At 36.3% G+C, this 26,146-nt stretch carries 20 protein-coding genes and 1 tRNA gene; 13 read left to right on the top strand and 8 right to left on the bottom strand.

Going from position 1 to position 26,146, the window contains the following annotated elements; genetic code table 11:
- Positions 1-3: 3 nt before the first annotated feature.
- The 4 genes from N0B16_RS05845 (at position 4) to gcvP (ending at position 4,652) form a co-directional block, all read left to right on the top strand.
- Positions 4-342, top strand: a complete 339-nt coding sequence (locus N0B16_RS05845; protein ID WP_262989791.1) for a hypothetical protein — start codon at positions 4-6, stop codon at positions 340-342.
- Between the two features lie 87 nt (positions 343-429).
- Positions 430-687 carry a hypothetical protein gene (locus tag N0B16_RS05840; RefSeq protein WP_262989790.1) on the top strand — a complete coding sequence of 86 codons (258 nt, stop codon included), beginning with the start codon at positions 430-432 and terminating at the stop codon, positions 685-687.
- A 167-nt stretch (positions 688-854) separates the two neighbouring features.
- Complete coding sequence (locus N0B16_RS05835; RefSeq protein ID WP_262989789.1) at positions 855-1,505, top strand: J domain-containing protein; 651 nt, start codon at positions 855-857, stop codon at positions 1,503-1,505.
- A gap of 288 nt (positions 1,506-1,793) precedes the next feature.
- Positions 1,794-4,652 (top strand): aminomethyl-transferring glycine dehydrogenase, encoded by a 2,859-nt coding sequence (gene gcvP, locus N0B16_RS05830; protein ID WP_262989788.1) that lies wholly within the window; start codon positions 1,794-1,796, stop codon positions 4,650-4,652.
- Positions 4,653-4,757: 105 nt separating this feature from the next.
- On the opposite strand, the gene N0B16_RS05825 is transcribed toward gcvP, so the two are convergent.
- The 5 genes from N0B16_RS05825 to N0B16_RS05805 form a co-directional block, all read right to left on the bottom strand.
- Complete coding sequence (locus N0B16_RS05825) at positions 4,758-5,228, bottom strand: hypothetical protein (RefSeq protein WP_262989787.1); 471 nt, start codon at positions 5,226-5,228, stop codon at positions 4,758-4,760.
- Between the two features lie 244 nt (positions 5,229-5,472).
- Positions 5,473-6,165 (bottom strand): hypothetical protein, encoded by a 693-nt coding sequence (locus tag N0B16_RS05820; protein ID WP_262989786.1) that lies wholly within the window; start codon positions 6,163-6,165, stop codon positions 5,473-5,475.
- A 551-nt stretch (positions 6,166-6,716) separates the two neighbouring features.
- A complete protein-coding gene (locus N0B16_RS05815) occupies positions 6,717-8,135 on the bottom strand; it encodes a hypothetical protein (protein WP_262989785.1) in 1,419 nt (472 codons plus the stop codon).
- 151 nt (positions 8,136-8,286) lie between these two features.
- On the bottom strand, positions 8,287-8,832 hold the full coding sequence (locus N0B16_RS05810) for a hypothetical protein (RefSeq protein ID WP_262989784.1): 546 nt from the start codon (positions 8,830-8,832) through the stop codon (positions 8,287-8,289).
- Between the two features lie 793 nt (positions 8,833-9,625).
- Positions 9,626-10,360 (bottom strand): DNA-formamidopyrimidine glycosylase family protein, encoded by a 735-nt coding sequence (locus tag N0B16_RS05805; RefSeq protein ID WP_262989782.1) that lies wholly within the window; start codon positions 10,358-10,360, stop codon positions 9,626-9,628.
- Positions 10,361-10,499: 139 nt separating this feature from the next.
- On the opposite strand from N0B16_RS05805, the gene N0B16_RS05800 reads away from it, so the two are divergent.
- Complete coding sequence (locus tag N0B16_RS05800; protein WP_262989983.1) at positions 10,500-11,855, top strand: deoxyguanosinetriphosphate triphosphohydrolase; 1,356 nt, start codon at positions 10,500-10,502, stop codon at positions 11,853-11,855.
- Between the two features lie 65 nt (positions 11,856-11,920).
- Entirely contained in the window at positions 11,921-12,853 is a 933-nt protein-coding gene (locus N0B16_RS05795) for an SPFH domain-containing protein (protein WP_262989781.1), read from the top strand.
- 33 nt (positions 12,854-12,886) lie between these two features.
- Here N0B16_RS05795 and N0B16_RS05790 read toward each other — a convergent pair whose 3' ends face one another.
- Positions 12,887-13,219: an Mpo1-like protein gene (locus tag N0B16_RS05790; protein WP_262989780.1), complete on the bottom strand. Its 333-nt coding sequence runs from the start codon at positions 13,217-13,219 to the stop codon at positions 12,887-12,889.
- 111 nt (positions 13,220-13,330) lie between these two features.
- A complete protein-coding gene (locus N0B16_RS05785) occupies positions 13,331-15,001 on the bottom strand; it encodes an APC family permease (protein ID WP_262989779.1) in 1,671 nt (556 codons plus the stop codon).
- A gap of 250 nt (positions 15,002-15,251) precedes the next feature.
- Between N0B16_RS05785 and N0B16_RS05780 the strand changes: the two genes are divergently transcribed.
- The 7 genes from N0B16_RS05780 to N0B16_RS05750 all read left to right on the top strand — a co-directional run bounded on the left by N0B16_RS05780 (position 15,252) and on the right by N0B16_RS05750 (position 24,602).
- The gene (locus N0B16_RS05780; protein WP_262989778.1) at positions 15,252-18,215 is read left to right on the top strand and encodes a tetratricopeptide repeat protein; all 2,964 of its coding nucleotides are present in this window, start codon (positions 15,252-15,254) and stop codon (positions 18,213-18,215) included.
- A gap of 84 nt (positions 18,216-18,299) precedes the next feature.
- Entirely contained in the window at positions 18,300-20,066 is a 1,767-nt protein-coding gene (locus N0B16_RS05775; RefSeq protein ID WP_262989777.1) for a TonB-dependent receptor, read from the top strand.
- Positions 20,067-20,115: 49 nt separating this feature from the next.
- Positions 20,116-20,189 (top strand) — tRNA-Arg (locus tag N0B16_RS05770).
- A 354-nt stretch (positions 20,190-20,543) separates the two neighbouring features.
- Complete coding sequence (locus N0B16_RS05765) at positions 20,544-21,794, top strand: hypothetical protein (protein ID WP_262989776.1); 1,251 nt, start codon at positions 20,544-20,546, stop codon at positions 21,792-21,794.
- A 297-nt stretch (positions 21,795-22,091) separates the two neighbouring features.
- Positions 22,092-23,138 (top strand): glycosyltransferase family 9 protein, encoded by a 1,047-nt coding sequence (locus N0B16_RS05760; RefSeq protein WP_262989775.1) that lies wholly within the window; start codon positions 22,092-22,094, stop codon positions 23,136-23,138.
- 22 nt (positions 23,139-23,160) lie between these two features.
- Positions 23,161-23,922: a lipopolysaccharide kinase InaA family protein gene (locus tag N0B16_RS05755; RefSeq protein WP_262989774.1), complete on the top strand. Its 762-nt coding sequence runs from the start codon at positions 23,161-23,163 to the stop codon at positions 23,920-23,922.
- A gap of 92 nt (positions 23,923-24,014) precedes the next feature.
- Positions 24,015-24,602 (top strand): phosphatase PAP2 family protein, encoded by a 588-nt coding sequence (locus tag N0B16_RS05750; protein WP_262989773.1) that lies wholly within the window; start codon positions 24,015-24,017, stop codon positions 24,600-24,602.
- Positions 24,603-24,652: 50 nt separating this feature from the next.
- On the opposite strand, the gene N0B16_RS05745 is transcribed toward N0B16_RS05750, so the two are convergent.
- A complete protein-coding gene (locus tag N0B16_RS05745) occupies positions 24,653-25,987 on the bottom strand; it encodes an alpha-amylase family glycosyl hydrolase (RefSeq protein WP_262989772.1) in 1,335 nt (444 codons plus the stop codon).
- Positions 25,988-26,146: the final 159 nt, after the last annotated feature.

The following is a 26,146-nucleotide window of genomic DNA, read 5'->3' as shown; positions in this document are numbered from 1 at the left end:
ATCATGAATAATAAATATAAAAAAAGTTGGGCTCTTTTATTTTTATGTCCGCCATTGATTCTTTTAGCGGTTGCTCTGATTGTCATGTGGCTTTGGAACTCTATTCTTCCCGATGTGTTGAGTGTAAAAGCAATTACGTATTGGCAAGCCATGGGAATACTGGTTTTAAGTAAAATTCTTTTTGGCGGCTTTCACGGAAAGTTTGGCCAGGGAATGCGTGATATGAAAGAAAAGCATCTGAAGCATAAAATGGAAGCCATGTCACCGGAAGAAAAAGAAAAATTTAAAGAAATCTGGAGACAGAAATGTTCAGGTGGTTTTTTTAACAGAAATAACGAATAATTTAAAATTTTTAAAGAAGTAGTAAAGTAAAAATTAAAATTCGTTCGTCTATCATAAAAAGAAGTAGTAAAATTTAAAATTTAAGAAATGAAAAATTCAGTATTAAAAGGAGCTTTAGGGGCATTAGTTGTTGCAGGAATTGCAATGATTGCTAAAAAAGCAATCGGAAGAAAAAGATTTGTAAAAGGTATTTTTAATGAATACGGGATCAAAGAGCGGTCGCCTTTCGGATTGGCAGATAAAATCAGGGAAATGGATGAAGAGCAATACCAGGAAATGAAAGGAAAGTTCAAGAAGGAATTCGCTTCAAGATGCCGTAAAAAAAATCATATGCACGAAGCATAATATCATCTTTAATTAAATTAACATTGTTTAAAACCGGCGCGGGAAGCTTTGCTTCCCGCGCCGGTTTTTTATATTTCAATCACAAAACATCTTCACTACAACTTATGACTAAAGTGGGCAACTTTTGATATTTATTTAATATTTTTGTTTTTCAAATTGTAGATCGGGTGAAAGATTACTATTATTTTCTTGGGATTGCGCATGATGCTTCAGAAGAAGACATCAAAAAAGCATACAGAAAACTTTCATTAAAATACCATCCCGACAAAAATGAAAATGATGACTTTTTTGCCGATCGTTTCCGGGAAATCCAGGAAGCGTATGAAACGTTAAGTGATAAAGGAAGAAGGATATCGTATGATCAGAATCTGGAAAGCCATCAGAAAAGCTTCCGGTATACAGTTCCGCCATCCATTAAAAATTTTACCGCCAATAAAATTCACGCGAAAAAAGGAGAGGAAATCATCATTAACTGGCAGACCCAGAATGCGGATATTGTAAAAGTTATGCCTTTCGGGCTTGAAAAAGCGTATGGAGAAAGGGTTTTTAAAATTACAGAATTTAAAAACGGAAAATTTCAGCTTTTGCTGCATGCCACCAATTCGCTTTTACATAAAACGGCGGTTCAGGGAATCACGATTACCGAAGTTTTTGAAACAGACTCCGAAAAACTAAGAGATCAGGCCGAAGAGCTTTTCAGGTCACAGCCGAGAACAGCAATAAACCGAAGAGGCCAGCCTAAGATAATCATGCTGATGTGGGGCATTGTTATTTTAGCGATTGCGCTTTATTTTTTAATAAAAACGTTGGGCGGTTAAGCCAGTTTTTTTCTTCCTGGGCATTTTTTGCACCTTTTTCCTTTCTTAAACTTCTTACAGCAGGATTTTTTTTCACAGAACATTTCTTCATTTTTAAAAGAAAATGCCGGAGCCAATGGCGGTACTTTAAATGGAATGATGATATTCATGCTGCAAATATATTAATTTAGAATAAATATAATTAATAAAATTCTGAAAATAAATAAGCCCGGTTTTTACCATTGCTACTTTGCGTAAAAAAGCGTAATTTTACCCATCCTTTTTTACAAACAAAATCTAATTACAAAAATGAATACAGAACAGTTTGTGAGCCGTCACATTTCCCTGAATGAAGCCGATAAAATGGCGATGTTGGAAAAAGTGGGCGTTTCAAGTATCGAAGAATTAATTTCTCAAACCATCCCCGCATCTATCCGTTTAGATAAAGACCTTGAAATTTCAGAACCGCTTTCAGAATATGAAATGCTGAATCATTCGAAAGAATTGGCTTCCAAAAATGCCGATTTTACGAATTACATCGGTTTTGGATATCATAACACCCTTTTGCCTTCGGCAATTCAGAGAAATATCTTTGAAAATCCAAGTTGGTACACCGCCTATACTCCTTACCAGGCTGAGATTGCTCAGGGAAGACTGGAGGCGCTGCTCAATTATCAGACTGTCGTGTGCGATTTGACAGGTTTTACCCTGGCCAATGCTTCATTGCTGGATGAATCTACGGCGGCTGCAGAAGCCATGCACATGTTCTTCAACAACAGAACGAAAGATCAGAAAAAATCGGGGGCGAATAAATTCTTTATCTCAGATTTGGTATTGCCACAAACCGTTTCAGTGCTGAAAACCAAAGCGGAAGGCCTTGAGATCGAAATCGTAATCGGCGATCACGCAACACATCAGCTGGATGAGTCATATTACGGGGTGTTATTGCAGTATCCGGGGAAAAACGGAATTGTTTTAGACTATACAGAGAATATTACAGAATATAAAAAATTAGATTTACAGGTGGTTCTTGCCTGTGATCCGATGGCTTTGGTAAAGCTGAAATCTCCTGCGGAAATGGGAGCTGACTGTGCGGTGGGAACTTCCCAGCGATTCGGTATTCCGATGGGATACGGAGGTCCTCACGCAGCGTTTTTCGCTTGTAAGGACGATTATAAAAGAGATATTCCGGGAAGAATCATCGGGGTTTCCCAGGATTTTTACGGAAAACGCGCCCTGAGAATGGCTTTACAGACCAGAGAGCAGCACATCAAAAGAGAAAGGGCGACTTCAAATATATGTACCGCTCAGGTTCTTTTAGCCGTAATGGCCGGAATGTACGCGGTATATCACGGTCCGAAAGGATTAAACTACATTGCCGATCAGATCCATTTTAAAGCCAATGCACTGAAAAACGGACTGAAAGCGTTAGGATACCAAACCGTGGAAGAACCGATTTTCGATACGGTGAAAATCACCATGAGTGAAGATGAGAAAGGTAGACTGATGCGAATGCTGCAGGATCATAAGATCAACCTTAACTATTTTACGGAAGGCGTGGTAAGTATCGCGATCAACGAAAGCACAACTTTGGAAAAACTGAACGAATTAATGGCTTCATTTGCCCAGTTCAGCGATAAGCAGAGCTTTAAATTAGAAATTAAAGAAGAATACAGCATCCCTCAGGAATTATTGAGAAAAGACGAAATCCTTACCGAGGAAGTATTCAACAAATACCACACGGAGACCGAACTGATGCGTTACATCAAGCGTCTCGAAAGAAAAGATTTATCACTGACGCATTCTATGATCTCCTTAGGATCTTGTACCATGAAGCTGAATGCGGCAACCCAAATGCTGCCACTTTCATGGGGCGAGTGGGGAAGTGTGCATCCGTTTGTACCGATTAATCAGGCGGCAGGATATCAGGAAATGATCGTGGAGCTGGAGAAAGACCTTTCGGAAATTACCGGTTTTGCAGGGACTTCTTTACAGCCGAATTCCGGAGCGCAGGGAGAATATGCAGGATTAATGGTGATCAGGGAATACCATATCTCAAGAGGTGAAGGCCACAGAAATGTAGTGCTGATTCCTCAGTCTGCCCACGGAACCAACCCGGCTTCCGCAGCGATGGCAGGAATGAAAATCGTTGTCGTGAAAAATCTGGAAAGCGGAGAAATCGATTTTGAAGATTTTAAAGCGAAAGCAGAGCAGCATTCTGAAAACCTTTCCTGTGTGATGATCACGTATCCGTCAACATATGGATTCTTCGATGCCAACATTAAAGAAATTACGCAGATGGTTCATGACCATGGCGGACAAGTATACATGGATGGCGCTAATATGAACGCGCAGGTAGGATATACAAGTCCAGGTAACATCGGGGCAGACGTTTGTCACCTGAATCTTCATAAAACATTCGCGATTCCTCACGGTGGCGGTGGTCCCGGAGTAGGGCCGATCTGTGTAGCGAAACATCTGGTTCCGTTCTTGCCGACCAATGCCAATATTAAAATCGGGTCTAAGGAAGCGATTGAAGGGATTTCTGCTGCACCGTATGGTTCAGGGTTAATCTTAAATATCTCTTACGCGTACATCAAAATGCTGGGAACTTCAGGATTGAAAAAAGCAACGGAGCATGCGATCTTAAATGCCAATTATTTAAAAGAAATTTTAGCCGAGCATTTCCCGATCTTATATTCCAACACAGAAGGGAGAGTGGCGCACGAATGTATCGTAGATTTCCGTCAGTTCAAATCATTAGGAATTGAAGTTGCGGATATCGCAAAAAGATTAATGGACTACGGTTTTCATGCACCGACGGTTTCTTTCCCGGTTGCAGGAACGCTGATGATCGAGCCAACAGAATCTGAAAGCAAAGCTGAAATCGACCGTTTTGCGGAAGCGTTGATCGCGATCAAGCAGGAAATTGACGAGATTGCCAACGGAGAAGCAGATGCTACAAACAATGTTTTGAAAAATGCTCCGCATACCGAGCAGGTGGTGATTTCTGATTCGTGGGACAAACCCTACAGCAGAGAAAAAGCGGCATATCCGTTACATTGGGTAAGAGACCACAAATTCTTCGCAACCGTTTCAAGAGTAGACGAAGCGTACGGAGACCGAAACCTGGTGTGTACATGTGAGCCGATTGAAGCGTATATGTAAATAACACTTAAAGATACTCAACAAAAAATCCCTCTCAGTATTGAGAGGGATTTTTTGTTGAGTATTAAAGATGTTTGTGCATTAATGAAACTTCGCTTTGAAGTACTATTTAATTCTATTTAATAATCTGTAATAAACTATGTTTCCATTCCCATCATCTAATGTCATGATTAAACGGCCTTTTTTAAAAAAATCATTGACGTCGGTTGCAAATAAATTTACTCCCCATAGTTCTTGATAGTTTTTAATACCTTTATTATCAATAGTTAGAAATTGTCCGTCTAATTGATAGCTTGGGGTTTTTTCTGCAGGTAAACTTGCAAATATCTCTTTTAAATCCTTTGATGAATAATCTGCATCTTCATCAGACATCATTGAATATACTTTACCATTATTGTAAAATGCAAACCACTGAAACTTTTGAGGCCATGGGTTAGATTTATTAAATTCTTCTTCATTTGGAAGTTCTACTTTTTTCCAGAATCCCAATAGTTCATCGAGTTTTGGAGGTCCACCTGCTTCAGATCCTTTTTCCTGCCCGAAAACCGTGAAGGAAAGGAAGGCCAATAGAAACACGATAGTATTTTTTAAGGTCATATTGAATTATCTTTTTTATTATTTATTTTAATTTTTTTTTAAGGAGATCTAAATGCATAAATCAAAATTATATTCCCTAAAAGTAAACAAATATCACCAACAAAACAATGAGTAATTCAAACTCAAATCTAGGGCAAATCTGAATTTTAAAATAAAATCTTATTGACATCAGATAAAGCAAATCCCTCTCAGTACTGAGAGGGATGTTTTTGATGTATAGGATTCAGACCGGATTGGCAGGCGGGAGTTCCGGTAGGCCGCTTGGCGTATCATAAATAAGGTAATCGTTGTATTTCGCTTCGTTGGTTTCATAGAAAATATCCTGGCCGATGCCTGCGTATTTGATGAGCAGCTGATACAGGGTATTGAGTGCTTCGATACGGCCTTCTGTGGCGACATCGCGGTCAGAAATACCCTGAGCCTGTGCATCGATGGCGGTATCAAAAGTATTGCGCTGCGAGATCAGGGTATTGATCTTGTCTGCGGTAAGGCCTTCATCTGCAAGTTGGGCAAGGTATTTAACAGCCGTAAGGCTCATGATTTTGGCGACGCGCACGATCTCGGCATCGCTTTGCTGACTGATCAGGGCATTGCCGAACTCCTTGTATTTGGCACTTTGCAGTCCGAAAACATTTTCGGCCATATTAAAAATACTGCGCATGGTTTTTTCAAGCGCGCTTCGGGCGGCATCTTTCTGTTCGGTAAGGTTTATTTTTATGGCTTCCAGCTGTTCATCGTTCGGGAAGCTGTCTACCGTGTTTCGTGCGTTGGTCAGTTCGTTTCTTTTATCCGTATTGTAGCCCCGGTCTGTAAATTCGGTGAGGTCTCTGTCGATCAGATTGATCAGTTCATCTGCTTTTTGTTTCAGAACGGCATCTGCCAGTTTGAAGTCGCGGGTCACCTGATTTTTTTTCATAATGCAATGGTTTTTTGTGTTTAAAATGAGTTTAAAAGTCTGTTGTATCTTATCTGTTCATAATAATGATCTTTCAGAAGCGGATGTAAAGCATTGAAATAGAGCAAATTGTACTTGATTGCCTTCACGGAGTGGTTGATTGCTTCAACGGAGTGGTTGATTGCTTCAACGGAATGGTTGATTGCCGTAACGGAATGCTTAAACGTCTTCACGGAGTGGTTGATGCGCTCAACGGAATGCCTGAATGCTGTTTCTAAGCGGTTAAGGCAGTTACCCAACTACTTTGAGGGTCATACGGAGTGCTTTACCGTCTTTGCGATCTGTTTTGTAACGTTGAATGGAATGCCTGATTGGGATTTGTAGGAAACGTATGCATGCACTGCGGGTGTGTTGTAGAGATCATCATTTTGTTTTTTCTTCAACAAATATAAAAATATTTTTGAATTTTAGGGGATTGGGGTGTTTTTTAATGGGGAAACCTCGCGGAGGGCGAAGTTTTGTTTATTAATTGATTTATTCTGCTACACGAAAGGATTCGTATATGAGCGGTATTAGCTATAATTTCTATAATCTACTTTATACCTTTCTTTTTTTGCAATATAATTTGTCTGATTTTTCCTTTCTATAAATCTTAAACCTTTATACTGAATAAGATTACAAATTATTGTATTAATTAAATTACATAAAGAATTAAAATTTTTGTATTCATCATTTGTAGTTGTAGTGATTTGCCCTTCGTGAATAGCTATATTTCTTAGAATAGGGAATAGTAGGTTCACATCATCACTTTTTTCTATTTCAGCATAGTCTAATAATAAATCAATTTTATTATCTGTTTTCCCTTTTGTATTTAAATTATTGATTTTACTTTTAAATATTTCAAACTCTTTATTTGAAATTTGATCTTCAAAAACCTCTTTAAATTTTTGGATTAATTTTAGTTTGGAAGATTTGAACAATTCATTGTCTATTACAAAATTATTAGTAAGCGAAATGAGTTTCGAATTAATTAAATTATATGACAACTTTTCAATTGCAATTAACAAGATAAAAAAACCACTTTCAATATTTACTTTCTTTGATTGGTTAATTAGATATACCACCTCGCTTAAATTAATCAATTTATCCAAATAAAGATATGTTGGAAATGTGTCTATGTAGTCTTGCAAAAGATTTTTATGTCTAAAATGAACATCATATATTGGCAAAAATTCATTTTGATATATTTCTGTCAAATTTTCTAAAGAATATTGTTTGGTAATATATTGATAATGATCCCTGGTTAATGATTCTGTTCTAATGATAATATTATTCCCAGCAATATAGGAGAGGAAAAATTTTATTGATAATCGCACAATTTTATAAACACTATAAGGTAAAAGATTTTCACCAAAGAATTTAAGCACTATAGAGTTGGAATCTTCTGTATTTTCAATTAATCCAATGTTAAAATTATAAAATCGTTTTCTTTTTAAATTAAAATATTGAAAATTAACTTCAGTATTATCAAGTTGGAAAGATAGGGTACTTGAATTATCAATTCCAAACATTATTCTTTCTCTCTTGATTGTAGAAGATTTATTGAATTTTAAATTTAGACCTTCTACTATTATTGAGTTTATATAAAGAGCACCAGGTTTAATATTAGTTTCACAAAAAATATATTCAGAATAATGATCTAAACAAATAAATGTGAATTCGAAACTTGGAAAAGTTGATGATTTTAGATACATATTATGAAATACCATTTTACTACCGTATTTTGAAATTGCATGTATTTCAAATGATCCTTCCTCTAGTTCGCTATTTAATTGATTAAAATATAATTGATCGTTTTCAAAATCATGATTTTTATTTATTATATAGCAATCAACTAAAACAAGTCCATTATCAGTTCTCAACTTTGGATAATCTAAATTAATTACTAAGTTTGAATTAAGATCTAATCTTGCTTCGGAAATTTTTTCCATTTCTTCCAGTTTCTATAAAATTACAATTAAGAAAAAAGGTATTGGCTAGTGAGAACTAGAAAAACATGAAGTTAATAAGAACAAGCGTAGCAAATACTTTTCAATTTTTCACTTTTCACAGCAGATGTTAATATAATCTTATATGCAGTTTTCATTTTCTATTTATTCTATCTTCTATTTGTTTAATAATGTTTCCAAATTCTTTGTGTTGTGATAAAAAAAGAACTAATGTAGTAAATGAAGCTATTATTTGTGTTAATACAACTGCTTTTGCAATTATCGTGTTTGGCTTTATTTCACTAGAATTATTCATTATAAAAGTAGTTAAAGAATAAAAGAAAAAGTCAAGGAAAATCTCAAATTTATTTCCTTTTGTTACATTCAAAAAATTAGAGCTGTTATTATCATTTATAATCCAATAATTAGTAGAAAATAAAATTGAAATTAAAAAAATAAACTTCAAAACTTCTGAAATTAAATGATATTTTGGTTTCTCTTCATTCACTACATAAATTTTCTCGAAAAATTCAATTATTAAAGACATTACAGACATTAATATAAAATAATAAAAAAATGCTAAATAGAGATAAAACTCAAAGTTTGATAAAGTTCCTAAAGATTTATATAGCAAATACATCAAAATAGGGAGTATTAATGTTACGACTGTTGCTTTTGATTTTTCTAATTTTTTTTTCAAGGCGATGTGATTTAAATTACTTAAAAACTTTCGGATAGTGCATTGCATAAATCCAAACTAATTATGCTAAAATAATTAAATATAAAATCAAAGCCAATTTTATTTCAAACTCAAATGAAAAAAAGTAAAATTTTTCAACGACTGTATCAAGCCGTCATGCAACTCAAAATGGTATTTTAAAACGATAGCAGTTACAGGAGATTTCTTAATATTCTGCTAAGAAAATGTTTCTTTATTTTAGTATTTACAAAACAAAAAAAGTCGAACCCGAAGGTCCGACGACAATATATTAAAATTAAACATGAATAAAGGTAAGGATCAGTCATACAACTGATCGGTACTCATATCTGCTGGATTGCAGATTATATTAGTTGTTTTCTCTTTTTACCGTTGCGATGTAAGATGAAACTAAAACTGCGCATGTTGCGATTCCGACGATTGTGATCATATTATTAAATTTTTAATTATTTGGTTTATTGTTGTGAATTCTATAATGCAAAAATACACGTTTTATTGAGACGGTCAAATTAAATATATATGATGTATATCAGGGTTTTATACACGTTTAGTTCATATTTACACTAGTTTTTGATTTGATTATTTGCCGTAGGATTTCAAAAATGATCGACAGATACATTATTCTATTCGTAAAAAATTATCAATTTGTTAATGTTTTCATATTTCCTGTTTAAGATTTGACAATGGCAAAATATATTTCATGAATCTTAAAAAGCAAAAAAGCACCAATCTTCTTGATGCTTTTTTCATTTAAAAAATTCCCGGTGAGAGACTTTTAATATAGTTTCTGATCGTTTTCGCAGTAGAAACTGGTGCGTTTGCTGTGACCGGTTTCTTTCTTCAAAATTTCTTCGCCACATTTCGGACAGTTTTTCTGATGGTAGATTTGCCAGTTTCGTTTCAGCACATTGGCTTTTTTCCATTTCTTAAAGTCAAAACTGTAGTTTCTTGCTTCGTCAATCAGTTCATCCAGTTTTTTTGCCGGTATATTTCCGATCACACTTTCAGGATGCATACCGATCCGGAACAGCGCTTCATTTTTAATGATGTTGCCGACACCCGAAAAAAGATCCTGATCCATCAATGCATCACAAACCATCATCTTCGGTAGTTTTTTTAGTTTTTCCCCGGTTTTTTCAGGTTTCCATTTGTCGCTCATGACATCGGCTTCCCAATCTATTGTCAATAAAAATTCAGGATCTACAAGCTTTACGGAACAGGTGTAAAAATACATTCCTCCATTTTTAAAAGTAAGTGACAACCGAAGGTTTTTATGCATATCTTTTCTTTCTTCCAGGCTGTACGATCCAAACATCAGCAAATGTATTCTGATGCTGATGTTTTCAAAAACCAGGTAGGTCTGCTTTCCGAACGTTCTGATCTCCAGTAATTTTTTTCCTTTTATTTCAGCAGTATCGGTAATGATATTGCCGCCGACTTCCAACACTTTTTCACCCTCAAATTTTTGCAGGTCTTCTTTCATTAATACGATGGTAGGTCCTTCAGGCATAGTATAATTTTCTTTATCATCCTCAAATATTATTCCTTTCCCTGAGGATTGTATTTTTTAATCTGGAAATGTAAAAAGTTGGAATAAAAAAGAGCGATGTATCGGTTAAAACTAAAATTTGAATTAATTTTGAAAAATGATGCATGTAAATCAGATTTTCACCAATCAGCGAACAGGAAATAACCCGCATACCAAAGCCTCACGTACAGATTTCCAGAGAGATTTTGACCGGATTATCTTTTCTTCTGCATTCCGGAGGCTGCAGAATAAAACCCAGGTTTTCCCGCTTCCCGGAAGCGTTTTTGTGCATAACCGGTTGACGCATTCTCTTGAAGTTTCTTCTGTAGGAAGAAGCCTGGGAAGCATTATTGGTGAGTTTATTGCTGAAAATTATCAAAGTGACCTCACAGAGGATTCCAAAACTTTCTATCTGCATAATTTAGGAAATGTCATTGCTGCGGCGTGCCTTTGCCACGATGTCGGAAATCCTGCATTCGGACATTCCGGTGAAGATGCCATTGCAAGCTATTTTGAAAAAAACGAAAACGAAATCAAATCTAAATTCTCGGAAAAAGAATGGGCCGATCTGATTAACTTTGAAGGAAATGCCAATGCGATCCGCGTTTTAGCCCATAAACAGCAGGGGAAAGATGACGGCGGATCCCAGCTTACCTTTGCCACATTGGCCAGTATCGCCAAATATCCGTGTGAAGCTATCGCGAAGCAAAAAGGAATTCTCCACAGAAAAAAATTCGGTTTTTTTCAGAATGAAAAAGAGGTGTTTCTCGAGATCGCAAATGCCACCGGAATGATTTCCGAAAGCAGTGATCCCCATATATTTAAAAGGCATCCTTTCGTCTGGCTGGTAGAAGCCGCAGATGATATCTGCTATAATATTATTGATATGGAAGACGCGCACCGGTTGGGAATCGTATCTACAGCCGACTGTGAAAATCTGTTTTTTGAGCTCGTACAATCAGAATCCAGTGATATTAAAAGGGTAAAAGACAAGCTTTCTGCCATTTCCAATGATAATGAAAGGATTTCCTATTTGCGGGCTAAAGTCATTAATGCTCTGATCAACAAGGCTCTAGAAATTTACCGGCAGAATTTTGAGAAAATACTGGCAGGAACTCTGGATAAGGCGCTCCTGGATATTTATAAATCTGAAAATAAAACGCTGCAGGACATCGAAAGTTTTTCCATCGAAAAAATTTATAATCACAGAGCCGTGGTAGAAATTGAAAATGCAGGCTATAATGTCATGTATGAATTGCTGGATCATTTTATTCCGTCTATTCTGAAACCCGGCAACAAAATACGTTCCTATGATAAAATGGCTCTGAAGCTGCTGCCGAAACAGTTTGTTTATGATAACGGAAGCGATTACCAGAAAGTGTTGGGCGTGATAGATTTTGTCTCAGGAATGACCGATAATTTTGCCACCGATCTCTACCGGAAAATAAAGGGAATTGATATCGGGATGACGATGTAAATTTTGCATTTTATTTTACGGGATCATTATAAATATGTATCTTATCCGCAATTAATAAAAACCATATGATTTATTTAGGTATTCTAGTCTTTTTCGGACTTATAACATTATTCGCCTCTTTTTTTACGGTAAAGCAGGAATCTGCGGCGGTTGTAGAACGATTGGGTAAATTTTTAAAAGTGAGCCACGCCGGTCTTCATTTGAAACTCCCGTTTCTGGATCAGATTTCCAAGCGCCTGAATCTCAGGATTCAACAGCTGGATGTGATTATCGATACCAAAACGCTGGACAACGTTTTTATTAAAATGAAAGTTTCCGTTCAGTATCAGGTGATCCGTGAAAATGTGAAAGACGCCTATTACCGTTTGGAAAATCCTGAAAATCAGATTACTTCTTATGTGTTTGATGTTGTACGTGCAGAAGTTCCTAAAACAAAATTGGATGATGTTTTCGTGAGAAAAGATGATATTGCTGTGGCTGTAAAAAGTGAACTTCAAGAAGCAATGCAAAGTTATGGTTATGATATTATTAAGGCTTTAGTAACTGATATTGATCCTGATGAGCAGGTGAAGCATGCGATGAACAGGATCAATGCCGCAGAACGGGAAAAAACTGCTGCAGAGTACGAATCTGAAGCTCAAAGAATAAGAATTGTTGCGGTTGCAAAAGCTGAGGCTGAATCTAAAAAGCTACAAGGACAGGGGATTGCCGATCAGAGAAGAGAGATTGCAAAAGGTCTTGAAGAATCTGTGAAAATGCTAAATGCTGCAGGAATCAATGCACAAGAAGCTTCGGCATTAATTGTAGTGACGCAGCATTATGATACTTTACATTCCATCGGAGCCAATAACAGAAGTAATTTGGTATTATTGCCTAATTCGCCACAAGCGGCAAGCTCTATGCTGAATGAACTGGTTGTTTCTATGGCTGCAACGCAGAAAATGGATGAAGCCAATAAAGCACAATTACCGGAACCCCCGAAAAATCATCAGCATTAAAATAAAAAAAACCTTTCAAGACTGAAAGGTTTTTTATTCTTCAATTTTAGGCTGATTGACTTTAAACTTCTGTTTGCCGATCAGTAATTCAAAAAACAGTTTGAAATCTGATCTTAGTGACCAGAGCGGATATTTAAATGTAGCCGGTTTGTTTCTTTCAATAAAAGCATGACTCAGCCACGCAAAGCCGTACCCAAGGATAGGAATATACCATAAGAATCGTTCTTTACCAGAATAAATCACATATCCGATTATGATAAAAACAAACAGAATCCCGAGAAAATGGAAAATACGCGTCCCTAATTTCCGGTGTTCATTGAGATAAAAAGCATAAAATTCCTTATAAGTTTGTATTTTTTCAGACATGGCAATTGTTTTAACACGTAAATCATACAATAATTTAGCCATTTAAAATAAGTGAATAAAAAAGAGCATGATCGTTATGATGATGCTCTTGTTATTGTATAGATATAAATTTTAACTTTTTCTCAGCTTGCTGTTTCTATAGCCGTAGCAGAAATAAATAACCAAACCTACCGCAAACCATAATCCGAAGTAAAACCAGTTTTCGTGGCTCATTCCGGTAAGCAAATATAAGCAGGAGCTTAAACCGATCAACGGAATTAAAGACAGATTTTTAATGAAAGTTAAAACACATAATCCTAAATTAATGATTATAAAAAAGAATATTGAAGCCCGGAATTCTCCTTCATCAGGATCTTTCCAATCCATTAAATTATTAAAAAAAGCGGGCTGGAAATAATAAAACACGACCAGTGAACCGATAAAAATGACAGGGAAAATAATCTTCCCGTTGATATACGGAAGGTGAAACCTGCCTTTGATCTTTTCTTTAGCCGGAAGCAGCAAAACACCAGCACAAACCAGCACAAAAGCGAAAATAGTTCCGATGCTGGTAAAATCAAGGATAAAACTTTTATCGGTAAATAAAATCGGGATTCCCACTACAATCCCGGTAACTACCGTTGCAAAAGATGGTGTTTTATATTTAGGATGCACTTTCTGGAATTTCTGAGGCATCAATCCATCGCGGCTCATCGCGTACCAGATTCTGGGCTGTCCCATCTGGAAAACCAGCAAAACGGTGGTAATTGCCACAATCGCCACAAACGAAACAATAAGCTCCATCCAGGCTACATTGGCATTTCCTTTTTCAAATATGAAAGAAAGCGGATCACCTACACCGTCAAATTTTCTGTAATCAACCATTCCTGTTAATACTAATGTCAATGCAATATAAATCACGGTACAAAGTACAAGGGAAATGATCATTCCTTTCGGTAAGGTCTTTTGAGGGTCTTTGGTTTCTTCGGAAAGTACGCTTAATGCATCAAAACCGATGTATGCAAAAAACACCCCGGAAACTGCACTCATTACCCCGGCAAATCCGTTAGGCATAAATGAAGTAACTCCGGTTTCAGGATTCAGCGGTGTCCAGTTATCGGTATTAATGTATGCAAAACCCACTAAAATGACAAGAACAATGGCGGCTAATTTTAGAATAACCAATGCATTATTAAAGTTTTTACTTTCTTTTAAACCTACGTAACAAAGCCATGTGATTAATCCGTTAATCACCAAGGCGGGAATATCCACAATAAATTTCAGATTTCCCATCAATGGGGCCGATTTCCAGGCGTTGATTAGCTCTTTATTTTCAGAACCGCTCATGAAGGCTTTTTTGGCTTCGGTATAGCTGCAGGTGAGGAAATCAGGAATATGCATTCCCAGACGTTCAAGAAAGCTGGTAAAATAATCTGACCATGAAAATGCCACATAAATGTTACCGAAAGAATATTCCATAATCAGCGCCCATCCAATAACCCATGCAATCAGTTCTCCGAAACTAGCGTACGCGTAGGTATATGCAGAGCCGGCGGTAGGTATTCTGCTGGCAAATTCTGCGTAGCATAATGCCGTAAAACCGCAGGCAAAACCACAGATTAAATATAATAAAATAACACCGGGACCCCCTCGGAAAACCGCCTCTCCCAAACTGCTGAAACTTCCTGCTCCGATAATAGCGGCAATACCAAAAAATACGATATCCCAAACCCCTAAAACCCTTAAAAGATGAGTAGATGTATCTGTTTCTGAATAGTTTTTCCTTCTGAAAAGTTGGTTCATTCGATGTTTTATTTGGATTGAAAAAAACAAATGTAATTATTTCTGAGAAATAATTAAGATTTTCTTAATATTTCTTCTCGTAAAAGTTAATAAGTAATAAAAAGTAATCCCCATTTTAACAATGTGTTAAAACGCTTGTATATGCAATATCTTTTCAATATTTTCGTTGATAATTTGTGGATAACTATTATCTTAAATGTAAAGCTTTTTGCTCTTATAGAAAGCTTGTAATTTTAAAATTTGATCATTAATGAAATCAAAAAAAATACTCTTAGCGGCTGCTGTTTTCTATTTCGGCATCTCCGAAGCACAACAGTCACAGTACTTTACCCAAAAAGAAAATTACAGATTTACGTTAGCTGAAAATCTTTATCAAACCAAGATATACAATGCTTCTCAATACGAGTACGCAAGGCAATATTTTTACAATCAGAATCTGTCGCAGTCAAAAAAAGAAGCCGCACAGTTTTTTGATAACGTCATAGGGGTTATTTTACAGAAAAACCATGCAGAAGAAGGTCTTACGGCTTTTATTAAAGAATATCCGAACTCTGCGTATTTTGCTCAGGCAAATCTTCCGTTGGCGGATTATTATTTAGCCAAAAAAGATTTCAATAAAGCGCTGGAAACCTTAAAAAATGTCAATCAGTACCAATTGACGAGAGAAGAAAACACACAGTACATTCTGAAACTGGGGTATGCTAAATTCATGACCGGAGATTCTAAAGGGGCGATTGATGCTTTGGAAGAAGCTTATAAAACGGTAGATGAATCCGAAAAAGGGGATGTCGCATATATGTTGGGACATTTATATTATGCCAATAAGCAGAATGACAAGGCTTTCCAGTATTTTGATTCGGTAAAAGACCAGCCAAAATTTTCAAAACTGGTGCGTCCTTATTATGTTCAGATGTATTATAATGACAAAGATTATGACAAAGCCATTTCCGAAGGCACTGCATTGCTGAATGAAGATGTTTCTGATGCTTACAAAGCAGAAGTGCATAAAATCATCGGGGAAAGTTATTTCATGAAAAATGATTACGAATCGGCATATCCACATTTAAAAGAATATCTGGCTGTACAGCAAAACCCTTCAGAAAATGATCTGTATGAAATGGGATTTGTGGCGGCACAGCTTAAAAAATACGACGAAGCAGTTTCCTATTACAACCAGTTGTTAAACAGCAATTCGGCATTGGCTCAGAATGCGTATTATCAGCTTGGAAATGCTTATTTGGCGGTTAATAAAAAGCAGGAAGCACTTTCAGCGTTCCGGTCTTCGTATCAGATGGATTACGATCAGAATGTAAAACAGCTCGCTCACGAACAATATGCAAAATTAGGCTACGATATCGGAAACCCGTTTGAAAGCCCTACAACGGTAATTCAGAACTATATTACAGCAAATCCGAACGGTGCTAAAACAGCAGAAATGAGATCGCTCCTGGTAAAATCGTATCTTTATTCAGGAAATTTTAAAGAAACGCTGAACGCAATCGATAAATTACCCAATTCAACCCCGGAAACGGATAAAGTAGACCAGGAAGTTTCGTATCTATTGGGAACGGAAGAATTTAACAAGGGGAATTTTGATGAAGCGGAAAAATATTTTTTACGAAGCTTAGAATTTAATATCAATAAAGAATTTAACAGCAGAGCACTGTATTGGCTAGGCCAGGTGTATTATCAGAAAGGAAATTACCCTTCGGCGATCGTACGCTACGAAAAACTGCTGAATGAAACGTTCCCTGAGAAACAACAGCTGCCGTACGATTTGGGATATGCGTATTTTAAATCTAAAAAGTTTGATCAGGCACAGACGTATTTCAAACAATATCTTACCAATCCGAAAACAGAATTTAAAAATGATGCAGAACTTCGTTTAGCAGATATTTATTATGCAAATAATGAGCTGAACGAAGCGATTGAAATCTATGATAAAAATGAAGAATCAACTGATTATACTTTGTATCAAAAGGCTTTGGCTTTAGGTTTTAAAGGTGATCAGGTGGCAAAAATCAATAATTTAAAATCACTGATTTCAAAATATCCCGCATCAGAATATATTGATGATGCGCAATACGAAATCGGATCAGCGTATGCTGCCGAAGATGATTTTGCCAACTCCAATGATTTTTTTGGAAAAGTAATCCGATCTTCTTCAGATAAAGATTTAGTGGCGAATGCGTCCATCTTCAGAGCGCAGAATTATATTGATCAGAATCAGGGTGATAAAGCTTTAGCTGAATTAAAATCTCTTGGCGAGCAATACAAAAATACAGCGTATGCCGAGAAAATTGTTCAGGCTGCAAAACCTCTTTTCACGAAAAACGGTGATGTTTCAGGATATGCGGAGTTTGCCCGAAGCATCGGCGTAAATATTGACGCATCGGAAATCGATGAGATCAATTTATCTACCGGGAAACAGTATTTTGCGAAGAAGGATTACAGAAATGCCATTTCTTATTATGAAAAGTACTTAATGCAAAACCCGACAGGCGAAAGTCTGTACCAGGCGAAATATGAATTGGGGGAAAGCTATTATCAAACCAATAATGCAACGAAAGCACTGCTGGTTTTACAGGAAGTTGCCGATGTTCAGAACGATTATCAGGATGATGCACAAACCCGTCTCGTTCAGATCTACCTGGCGCAGGATAATACTGCCGAAGCTAAAAAATATTTGGAAAGCATCAGAAATTCTTCAGACGTAAACATCCGGAATTACGCCAATGTAGAGCTGATGAAAATATACGCAGCAGAAAATAATTTTTCTGAGGCTGAGAAATTAGCAGATGCTGTGATTTCAAATACTAAAAACTCGGCTGCAGTTATTGAAACGGCAAAAGTGATAAAGGCAAGAAGCTTAATGAATTCCGGGAAAGATAAAGATGCCCAAACTGCGTATGCTGCCCTTGAAAAATCTTCGAACACCGAAGTGGCGGCTGAAGCTTTGTATGCAAAAGCATTCTATCAGAACAAAGGGAAAGCCTTTAAATCTTCCAACGAAACCATATTCAAATTAGCCAATAATTATGCTTCTGAAGATTACTGGGGCGCAAAAGCGCTCGTTCTGATGGCGAAAAATTACATTGGTTTAAAAGATAATTATCAGGCAAGTTATACCTGCGACCAGATCATTGCCAATTATGCAGATTTCCCTGAAATCGTGGCAGAAGCAAAAGAGGTTAAAAAACAGATTAAAAAATAAAAATGTACTCATGTATAATGTAAAGTAGTAATGATTTTCAAGTACATCAATCTATTTTACATTAATACTTAAATACAAAGAATAATGAGCAAAAAAATCCAACTATTATCCATATTATTTTTAGGAATCTCTTCTGTGGCATTTTCTCAGATTAAAGAAGAAAAACTGATTCTTAATAAAAAAAGAGAACCGGAAGTAAAGAAAATAGAGAAGAAAAAAACTTCTGTGGAAGTCATTAAAAACTACCCGCCGGAAGAAAAATCTCAAAATCCTGTACAGTACGATATTACAGACGTTCCTGCCGTTTCAGATTTTAAAACGTCTACCATTCAGAGTGAAGATGTTGCCCCAAAACTGACGGCTGCTGTTCAAAACAATTATGTACAGTTCGGAATGGGGAATTACGGAAAAATTTTAGGAGACCTGAATATTTCAAAAACGCTTCAGAATAAAATTGAAGTGGGTGCAGATGCACATATGATTTCTACACAGGGCCTGAAAAAAGAATATGCTTGGGATTCTAAACAAAGTGCTACCACTTTGGGCGCTTTTCTAAATTCTTACGGAGATAAAGGGAAATTTAATTTAAATGCTGAATATGGCTTAAACAGCTATAATTATTATGGTATTTATGCCTTGGAACTGGGAGATGTTGATCTCGATCAAAGGGTAAATCAATTTAAAGTCAATGGCTATTATGATTTTTATTCTAATGAAATCTTAAACGATGTAAGGGTGAAATCTTCCTTTTTAAAAGATCATTTTGATGCGCAGGAAAATCAGGGCTCTATATTGGCGAATTTTTCAAAACACGCTGTAGAACTATCAAAAAGCGGTATTGTAATGAATGCAGATTTGGGAGTGGATCTAGAAACGGTACAAACCGATTTTATGATCAGAGATCAGAATTCTGCCAGCTTTTTTAACACCAATCTGGCTCCGAAGCTTACGTTTGCGAAAGGGGAGTCTTATTTGATGGTGGGTTCTTCGTTTACTTTTCTGAATGCTAAAAATTCTAATTTGGTCATGGCAGAACAGATGAAAAGCAATACAACGTATTGGTTTCCAAAAGCTGAGTTTCAGGTAGCTGCCGCAAAAGAATTTAAATTTTATGGTGGAGTAGACGGTGGTTTAAAACTGAATACATACAGTGATCTGCTGCAGGAAAACCCGTTTTTGGTTTCTGATCAGATGCTGAAACCCACAGAAACCAAATATCATTTTTATATAGGATTGAGAGGGGATATTGATGAAACTTTCAAATATGATGTTTCCGCAGGATACGGAAAAATGAAAGATATTATGTTCTTTAAAGCCAATGATCTTTTTGACAACAATTTTACATTGAACCGTTCTGCTTATAATTTTGCCAATACTTTTTCTGCCGTTTATGATGACGGAAATGTGAGTGATATCAAAGGAAGTCTGCAGTATTTTCCGTTGGAAAATTTAGTTTTGGACGGCGAAATCAATTTTATGAGATATGATCTTGAAAATTATAACCATATTTATAATGTTCCTTTGCTCACCGGAAGCATTGGTGCAAAATATACCATGCTGGAGAAAAAACTGTCATTAGGCTTTAAAGGAATCTTCGCAAGTGACAGAACCACAAATTCTTATACGATTGAAGGTGTGGCTAATCCTACCATGATGTACCAGTCTACGGAAGACACCGATGATAAAGTTGGAGGGTATGCAGATTTAAACTTGTCTGCAGAGTATAAAGTTCACAAAAATTTCAGTATTTTCGCACTCGGAAATAATCTTCTGAGCTCAAAATATCAAACCTACAAAGGCTATAAAGTTCTTGGCGCGCAGATTTTGGGTGGTGTGAAGATTACTTTTTAAAAAATGAGTAGTAAGTAAATTTAAAATTACGCATTACTTATAAAAAAATGGCTTCGTAGTTCAACTGGATAGAATAACGGATTTCGGCTCCGTCGGTTGGGGGTTCGAATCCCTCCGAGGTCACTGTAAGGGAAAATCACTGATAAAAGTGGTTTTCCTTTTTTTATGAAATACGGTTAATTGACAAGATAAAAACTGTGCGATTAATGGAAGCATTCGAAAAGCTGTTTCTTGAAATCTAGTTTTTAAGCAAAAACTGAACACACTGGGGTTTTCTTAATATATCAACTGTTCAATATTTCCCAATTTTAGATAAGATATAATAATTCCAATATAATTTTTGTTTCATGGTCACCAATATAAAGGAGTGCTGGAATCAAAAATTTAATACTTAATTAATGCTGAGGTGATCTATATAAAAAGAGAATCTGATAGTTTCGCAGGCAATTACAAACTATTAAAAAACATTAATTAATCATGATTCAAAGACAACAATTTCTTGGGTGGATGTTTATGCTCACTGTAACAGCCATTGGATGCCAGAATAATGACATTGCTTCAACTTCAATGGACGAAGAGCTTTCGTCAAAACCTAACGTTAATAAAGCGGCTACGGACGTAAGTGTCAATGCTTATGTGGATACAAGCACCTACATCAATTCCGGCTTTAATTTTTTAAACCCTACTCAGATCGATAAAAACCGGCAGGCTATAGGCGGAAATGCCTACACCGAGGTTTACGGATTCAATATTCCGGAAGAAAACAGAGTACGAGGGATCCGTTGGAATACCGATGATGAAACGACATCGATCTGGAGACCTCAAGGGATTGCAGGATTTACCAGAAACGGCATTCGTTATCTTTTAGTAAGCTGGTATGCGAAAGATGATGCTGAATATAAAGGTTCCCGTATTACTTTGATTGACATCAGTCCGAGCTCAAGTACTTATCTTACCTATCGTCACATCCTGCTGGTGCAGCCTGATATTCCTGCGAATACTACAACCTATTCACAATATGGCTCTTATGCCCCATTAAACGTACATGCCGGTGGAATTGCTTATTTTAAAGGTAAAATATATCTCAGCAGCACAAACTTGGGTGTTCGGGTATTTGATTTGGATAAAATGATTGAAGTAAGTACGGGTGATACTACCAATGATAAATGTGGTAAAGATGCCAATGGTAATTTATATGCTTTCAATTATCGGTACATATTACCTCAAATAGGGTATCAGAAAATTAATAATGCCAATCCTTTTTCTACTATTCAGGTTAATAGTGAAGGAACTCAGTTCTGGACCGGACAATATTATCCGGGCAGTGCCGATGCTTCCATTGTCCCACAGGTTTTTGGTTTTCCTGTCGACACGAATGGGACACTTCAAAATACAGGAATTGTCGCGGTAACGCCAAAAAATAGTCTTTTTACAGATAATCATGCTCACGGAATACAGGGAATATTCAGAAAAGGGAACAGAACCTGGCTTTCATGTACCGGATCTCCAAGCAATTCTTATGGCTCAAATGCAAGATTAGCCCGTTATACCGATGGAGCCGATGATACTGTACGTTATCGATGGCCGTATGGAGCCGAATCCCTGTACTATGAATCTCAATATGGTTATCTGTGGAGCTTGACGGAATTTGAACCTAATGCAGGAGCACAGAATGGAAGCCAGGTCAATCGCTGTATTTTTGCAGTTGATTTTTCTAAATATGAATAGTATACATTTTAGAGATCATAATATAAAAAGGCTGTCTTAAAAGAGAGCCTTTTTATTTATGACAAAGAATTTCAATGATCAGGAAGGAAAATTCCCAATCTTTTTGCAGTAGCATATTTGCATTTTATTAATAAAATACTGTGAAATTTATTCAATAAAATATTGACTATTGAAAATTACTATATGGAACATTCTTTTAAATCGGAAAAAAAATATTAATTTGGAAAAAATAAAGCCACGTCAGTTTGTATCTTTGTTTAATTACAATTAAATTTAGGTGAATTACCTTTGTATCCTATGAAAATTTCTAAAAAAATCAATGCGGTCAGAAGGTCTGTCATGCAAAATCTTACTAAAAATATTGGGAAATCACATTCGACAATAGGTAATAAAGAAGATTTGGTCATCAGAAAAGTATTAATTACTAGACCAAACCACCGGTTGGGAAATCTTTTGCTCATTACGCCTTTGGTTAATGAAATTCACCGTCTTTTTCCAGATAGTAAGGTTGATCTTTTTGTAAAAGGTGGAGCGTCACCTACGATTTTTAAAAACTTTAAAAATGTTGACAGAATTATACAGCTTCCTAAAAAACCTTTCAGTAATTTATTTCAATATCTGAGAGGCTGGGCTTTATTGAAGACGAGAAAATATGATCTCGTTATCAACTCAACTTCAGGGTCTTCATCAGGCAAATTATCTACATCATTCGCACGTTCCGGGTACAAGGTTTTCAGTGATTTTGACGAAGAATTAAATGCAAAATATTCTGATTACAGGCACATGTCCAAAAATACGATCTACAACCTCCGGGATTATTTATCAAAACTGGGGTTTGACGATATTACAGCAGGCATTTCTGATTTAGATCTTAAACTGGATCCCAGTGAAATTGGGGCAGGTAAAGAAAAATTAAACAATCTGGTTCAGAATGACAGAGATACGATCTGTCTTTATACCAACGCAACAGGAGAAAAGTGCTATTCTGAAGATTGGTGGCAAAAATTTTATGAGCAATTAAAAATAAATTTTCCGGATTACAATATTATTGAGCTGTTACCGGTAGAAAACACCTCAAAGCTCAATTTTAAGATTCCTCATTTTTACAGTAAAGATATTCGTGAAATGGGCGGTTTTCTTAAAAATGTAAGCCTTTTCATTGCTGCAGATAATGGCGTTATGCATTTGGCAAGCGCTTCTGGGGCTCCTACCATTGGTCTGTTTTCTGTGAGTGATCAGGATATGTATGCGCCTTATAATGGCGAGAGTTTTTCGGTAAATACCAATCATACCGATCAGGATCATATGATGCAGTTGATTCATGGGATTTTAGATAAAAGATAATTCACAAGTTAAATAGATTAAAATGAAGGTGTTTGTCGCAAAAGAATTTTCTCAGTATCATGAAGAAATCATTCAGACTTTAAAACAATTTAAAAATAGCGGGACTTTAATAGGCGATGGTCACAGAAATATCATCAAGTTCTTCAAAATTAATGACAGGATCGTTAATTTTAAGTCATTCAAGCAGCATAATATAATCAACAGACACGTTTATAAATTTTACCGGAAATCTAAGGCGAGAAGGTCTTTTGAATATGCCCAGCTTCTTCTGGACAAGAATTTTTATACGCCTGCTCCGATTGCGTACGTTGAAAATCATGATTTTATAGGCTTAACATCGAGTTATTACATCAGTGAGCAGCTCGAAGATTCTCTTACGCTCAATGAAATAATCCATAATCCAGATTTTCCTGAAAGAACAGAAATTATTAAGGGATATGCTGCGTTAATCTATAATTTACATGAAAATGGGATTTATTTCATCGATAATGCTGCAGGAAATTTTCTGATCAGAAAAGAAAACGGGATCTATCGGTTTTATATTGTTGATTTAAACAGGATGAGTTTTTATGATCATATTGATATCGATAAAAGGCTCAAAAATTTCGCAAGATTCACACAGAATAAAGAAATCATGAGTAGTATTAGTGAAGAATATGCCGCACTGTCAGGATTGTCACCAGAATACTGTCTAAAGAAAATAAGTGATGCATCAAATAAAATGCTTCTTAAAAGAAAGGTGAAAAAAGTTTTAAAATTTTATAAATACTTCATCAAAATTTAAATTTATCCAACAATTCATATTTCAAATAAATACATTGAATACAGGCATTAAAGTATATAAATTTCAGAAATTAAAAATAAAACGATCATTACATGAAGTCAATTCTTGAATACTTGAATAAGATTGATACCGAATTATTTCTTGCAATTAACGGAAAACACAATGCTTTCTTTGATTTGATCATGTATTGGGCGAGTGATAAATTATTTTGGATTCCGTTTTATGCCCTATTGCTGATCCTATTAATCAGAATATATAAGAGATTTACCATTTTTATTCTGGTTGCAATTACAGTTACTATTACTTTGTGTGACCAGACCGCTTCCGGAATTTTGAAAAATCTGGTGAAGCGGTATCGGCCTTCTCACGAACCGGATTTAGCTCCACTGATTCATTTAAGCAAAGCAGGTGCAGGTGGAGATTATGGTTTTGTCTCTTCTCACAGTGCCAATGCATTTGGGCTTTTAACATTTCTTTTCTTCTTACTGCCTGCAAAGTATAATGGGCTGAAAATCGTTTTGCTTTTCTGGGCTTTACTGGTATCTTACAGCAGGATCTACAATGGTGTGCATTATCCGTTTGATATTATCGGCGGTGCTTTAGTGGGTATTATATATGGCAGTCTTATCTGGATTATATTTAAGGCAATATTTAAAAATAAAACATTCAAAACTGAGTAGAGCTTTTCAGTAATTCGCTTTGATTAATTGTATTGAGTGAAATTAAGGTATTATACGTTCGGTTCCGTATGGTACAAAACCAGGTATTCCCATGCATTCAGACTTAAAATGGTAGTGTCAGAAACAATCTGCTGCTTTGAAGTAAATACATTGGTGTAGATTCCCGTATCGAATGAGGTATCTAACTGTACAATAATCGATTCTTTACTGAAATTTACTACGGTGATCACTTTATCTCCTTTCATTTCCCTTACAAACGAAATGACCTGATCCATTTTATCATTCATGATCCTTACCATTTCGCCGCCGTAGCTTCCGTTCCAGAGTGCCTGGTTTTGATGTTTCAGATTAAAAAGCGTGGTGTAGAGTTCTTCATTTTCATGGAACTTCCAGTCGATGGGGTCTTTTTCAAAAAACTGGAGCGAACGGTCAAGTCCTGCTTCCTGGCCGCTGTAGACGAGCGGTATCCCATCCATCATAACGGTGAAAACGGTAGCGGCTTTCAAAGCATCACCAAAATTACTTTGCGGAGTGCCTTCCCAGGAATTTTTATCGTGATTGTCGATAAAATTCATACGAATGCCTTCTTTCGGAAAGATAGATACATGTTCTGCAATATAAGCTTCGCTCAGGTTTTTTACGCTGGTGTTATTTGTAGCAATCAGATGAAGAATATTCCATAGCGTCCAGTTATACGTAGCATCAAAAGCTTTACGGTGAAGCTCCTTATCTTCCGCCTCGGCCAACATGAAAACCGGTTTGAGGGTGGCCAGTTCAGCTCTTACATTTTCCCAGAAATCAATCGGCACAAAGCTCGCGATATCACAGCGGTACCCGTCAATATCAAATTCCTTTACCCAAAATTTCATGGCTTCGGTCATGTATTTCCGCAGTTCCGGATGCCGGTAATTCAATTCAATAATATCATCATAATCTCTCCACCGGGTCGATTGAAACGTGTCTTTTCTTGATTTCATATACCATTCCGGATGTTGGGTTACCATATCATTGTCCCAGCTGGTGTGATTGGCCACCCAGTCGAGAATCACGTACATTCCTTCCTGATGGATGGCCTCAACGAGACTTCTGAAATCTTCTTCGGTCCCAAATTCCGGGTTAATGCTCCAGTAATCTTTTACAGAATAATAACTTCCCAATGTCCCTTTGCGGTGCAGGATTCCGATGGGCTGTACCGGCATGAGCCAGATAATATCAATTCCCATTTTTTTGAGCCTTGGAAGCTGTTTTTTCACTGCCTGGAAAGAGCCTTCTTCGGAAAACTGACGAACGTTCAGTTCATAAAGTGTAGCGTTTTTTACCCAGTCGGGATTTGTGATTTCTACGTATTTCTTTGGAAGATATTGACTTTCAGCTTTTTGTTTCATAGGTTTTGTTAAATGTATTCGGTACCGTATATTGAGAGATAGTAAGAAATAAATGTACCATTAATTTAAATTATATTGTTTTTTAAGTTTTTTCTTACGCTTGGTCATTAAGGTTTAATTTTTGTAGAAACAAAAAACACACATCAACGCATTATTAAT

Source organism: Chryseobacterium gilvum (genome assembly GCF_025628965.1).
GTDB lineage: Bacteria > Bacteroidota > Bacteroidia > Flavobacteriales > Weeksellaceae > Chryseobacterium > Chryseobacterium gilvum.
The sequence above is the reverse complement of the archived record's forward strand: the minus strand, read 5'-3'. Positions and strand labels throughout refer to the sequence as shown.

Bases quoted from the DNA above. Each gene is read 5' to 3' on its own strand.
- N0B16_RS05845 (WP_262989791.1), top strand. From the start codon at position 4: ATGAATAATAAATATAAAAAAAGTTGGGCTCTTTTATTTTTATGTCCG.
- N0B16_RS05840 (WP_262989790.1), top strand. From the start codon at position 430: ATGAAAAATTCAGTATTAAAAGGAGCTTTAGGGGCATTAGTTGTTGCA.
- gcvP (WP_262989788.1), top strand. From the start codon at position 1,794: ATGAATACAGAACAGTTTGTGAGCCGTCACATTTCCCTGAATGAAGCC.
- N0B16_RS05820 (WP_262989786.1), bottom strand. From the start codon at position 6,165: ATGAAAAAAAATCAGGTGACCCGCGACTTCAAACTGGCAGATGCCGTT.
- N0B16_RS05815 (WP_262989785.1), bottom strand. From the start codon at position 8,135: ATGGAAAAAATTTCCGAAGCAAGATTAGATCTTAATTCAAACTTAGTA.
- N0B16_RS05805 (WP_262989782.1), bottom strand. From the start codon at position 10,360: ATGCCTGAAGGACCTACCATCGTATTAATGAAAGAAGACCTGCAAAAA.
- N0B16_RS05800 (WP_262989983.1), top strand. From the start codon at position 10,500: ATGCATGTAAATCAGATTTTCACCAATCAGCGAACAGGAAATAACCCG.
- N0B16_RS05795 (WP_262989781.1), top strand. From the start codon at position 11,921: ATGATTTATTTAGGTATTCTAGTCTTTTTCGGACTTATAACATTATTC.
- N0B16_RS05790 (WP_262989780.1), bottom strand. From the start codon at position 13,219: ATGTCTGAAAAAATACAAACTTATAAGGAATTTTATGCTTTTTATCTC.
- N0B16_RS05785 (WP_262989779.1), bottom strand. From the start codon at position 15,001: ATGAACCAACTTTTCAGAAGGAAAAACTATTCAGAAACAGATACATCT.
- N0B16_RS05780 (WP_262989778.1), top strand. From the start codon at position 15,252: ATGAAATCAAAAAAAATACTCTTAGCGGCTGCTGTTTTCTATTTCGGC.
- N0B16_RS05775 (WP_262989777.1), top strand. From the start codon at position 18,300: ATGAGCAAAAAAATCCAACTATTATCCATATTATTTTTAGGAATCTCT.
- N0B16_RS05765 (WP_262989776.1), top strand. From the start codon at position 20,544: ATGATTCAAAGACAACAATTTCTTGGGTGGATGTTTATGCTCACTGTA.
- N0B16_RS05760 (WP_262989775.1), top strand. From the start codon at position 22,092: ATGAAAATTTCTAAAAAAATCAATGCGGTCAGAAGGTCTGTCATGCAA.
- N0B16_RS05755 (WP_262989774.1), top strand. From the start codon at position 23,161: ATGAAGGTGTTTGTCGCAAAAGAATTTTCTCAGTATCATGAAGAAATC.
- N0B16_RS05750 (WP_262989773.1), top strand. From the start codon at position 24,015: ATGAAGTCAATTCTTGAATACTTGAATAAGATTGATACCGAATTATTT.
- N0B16_RS05745 (WP_262989772.1), bottom strand. From the start codon at position 25,987: ATGAAACAAAAAGCTGAAAGTCAATATCTTCCAAAGAAATACGTAGAA.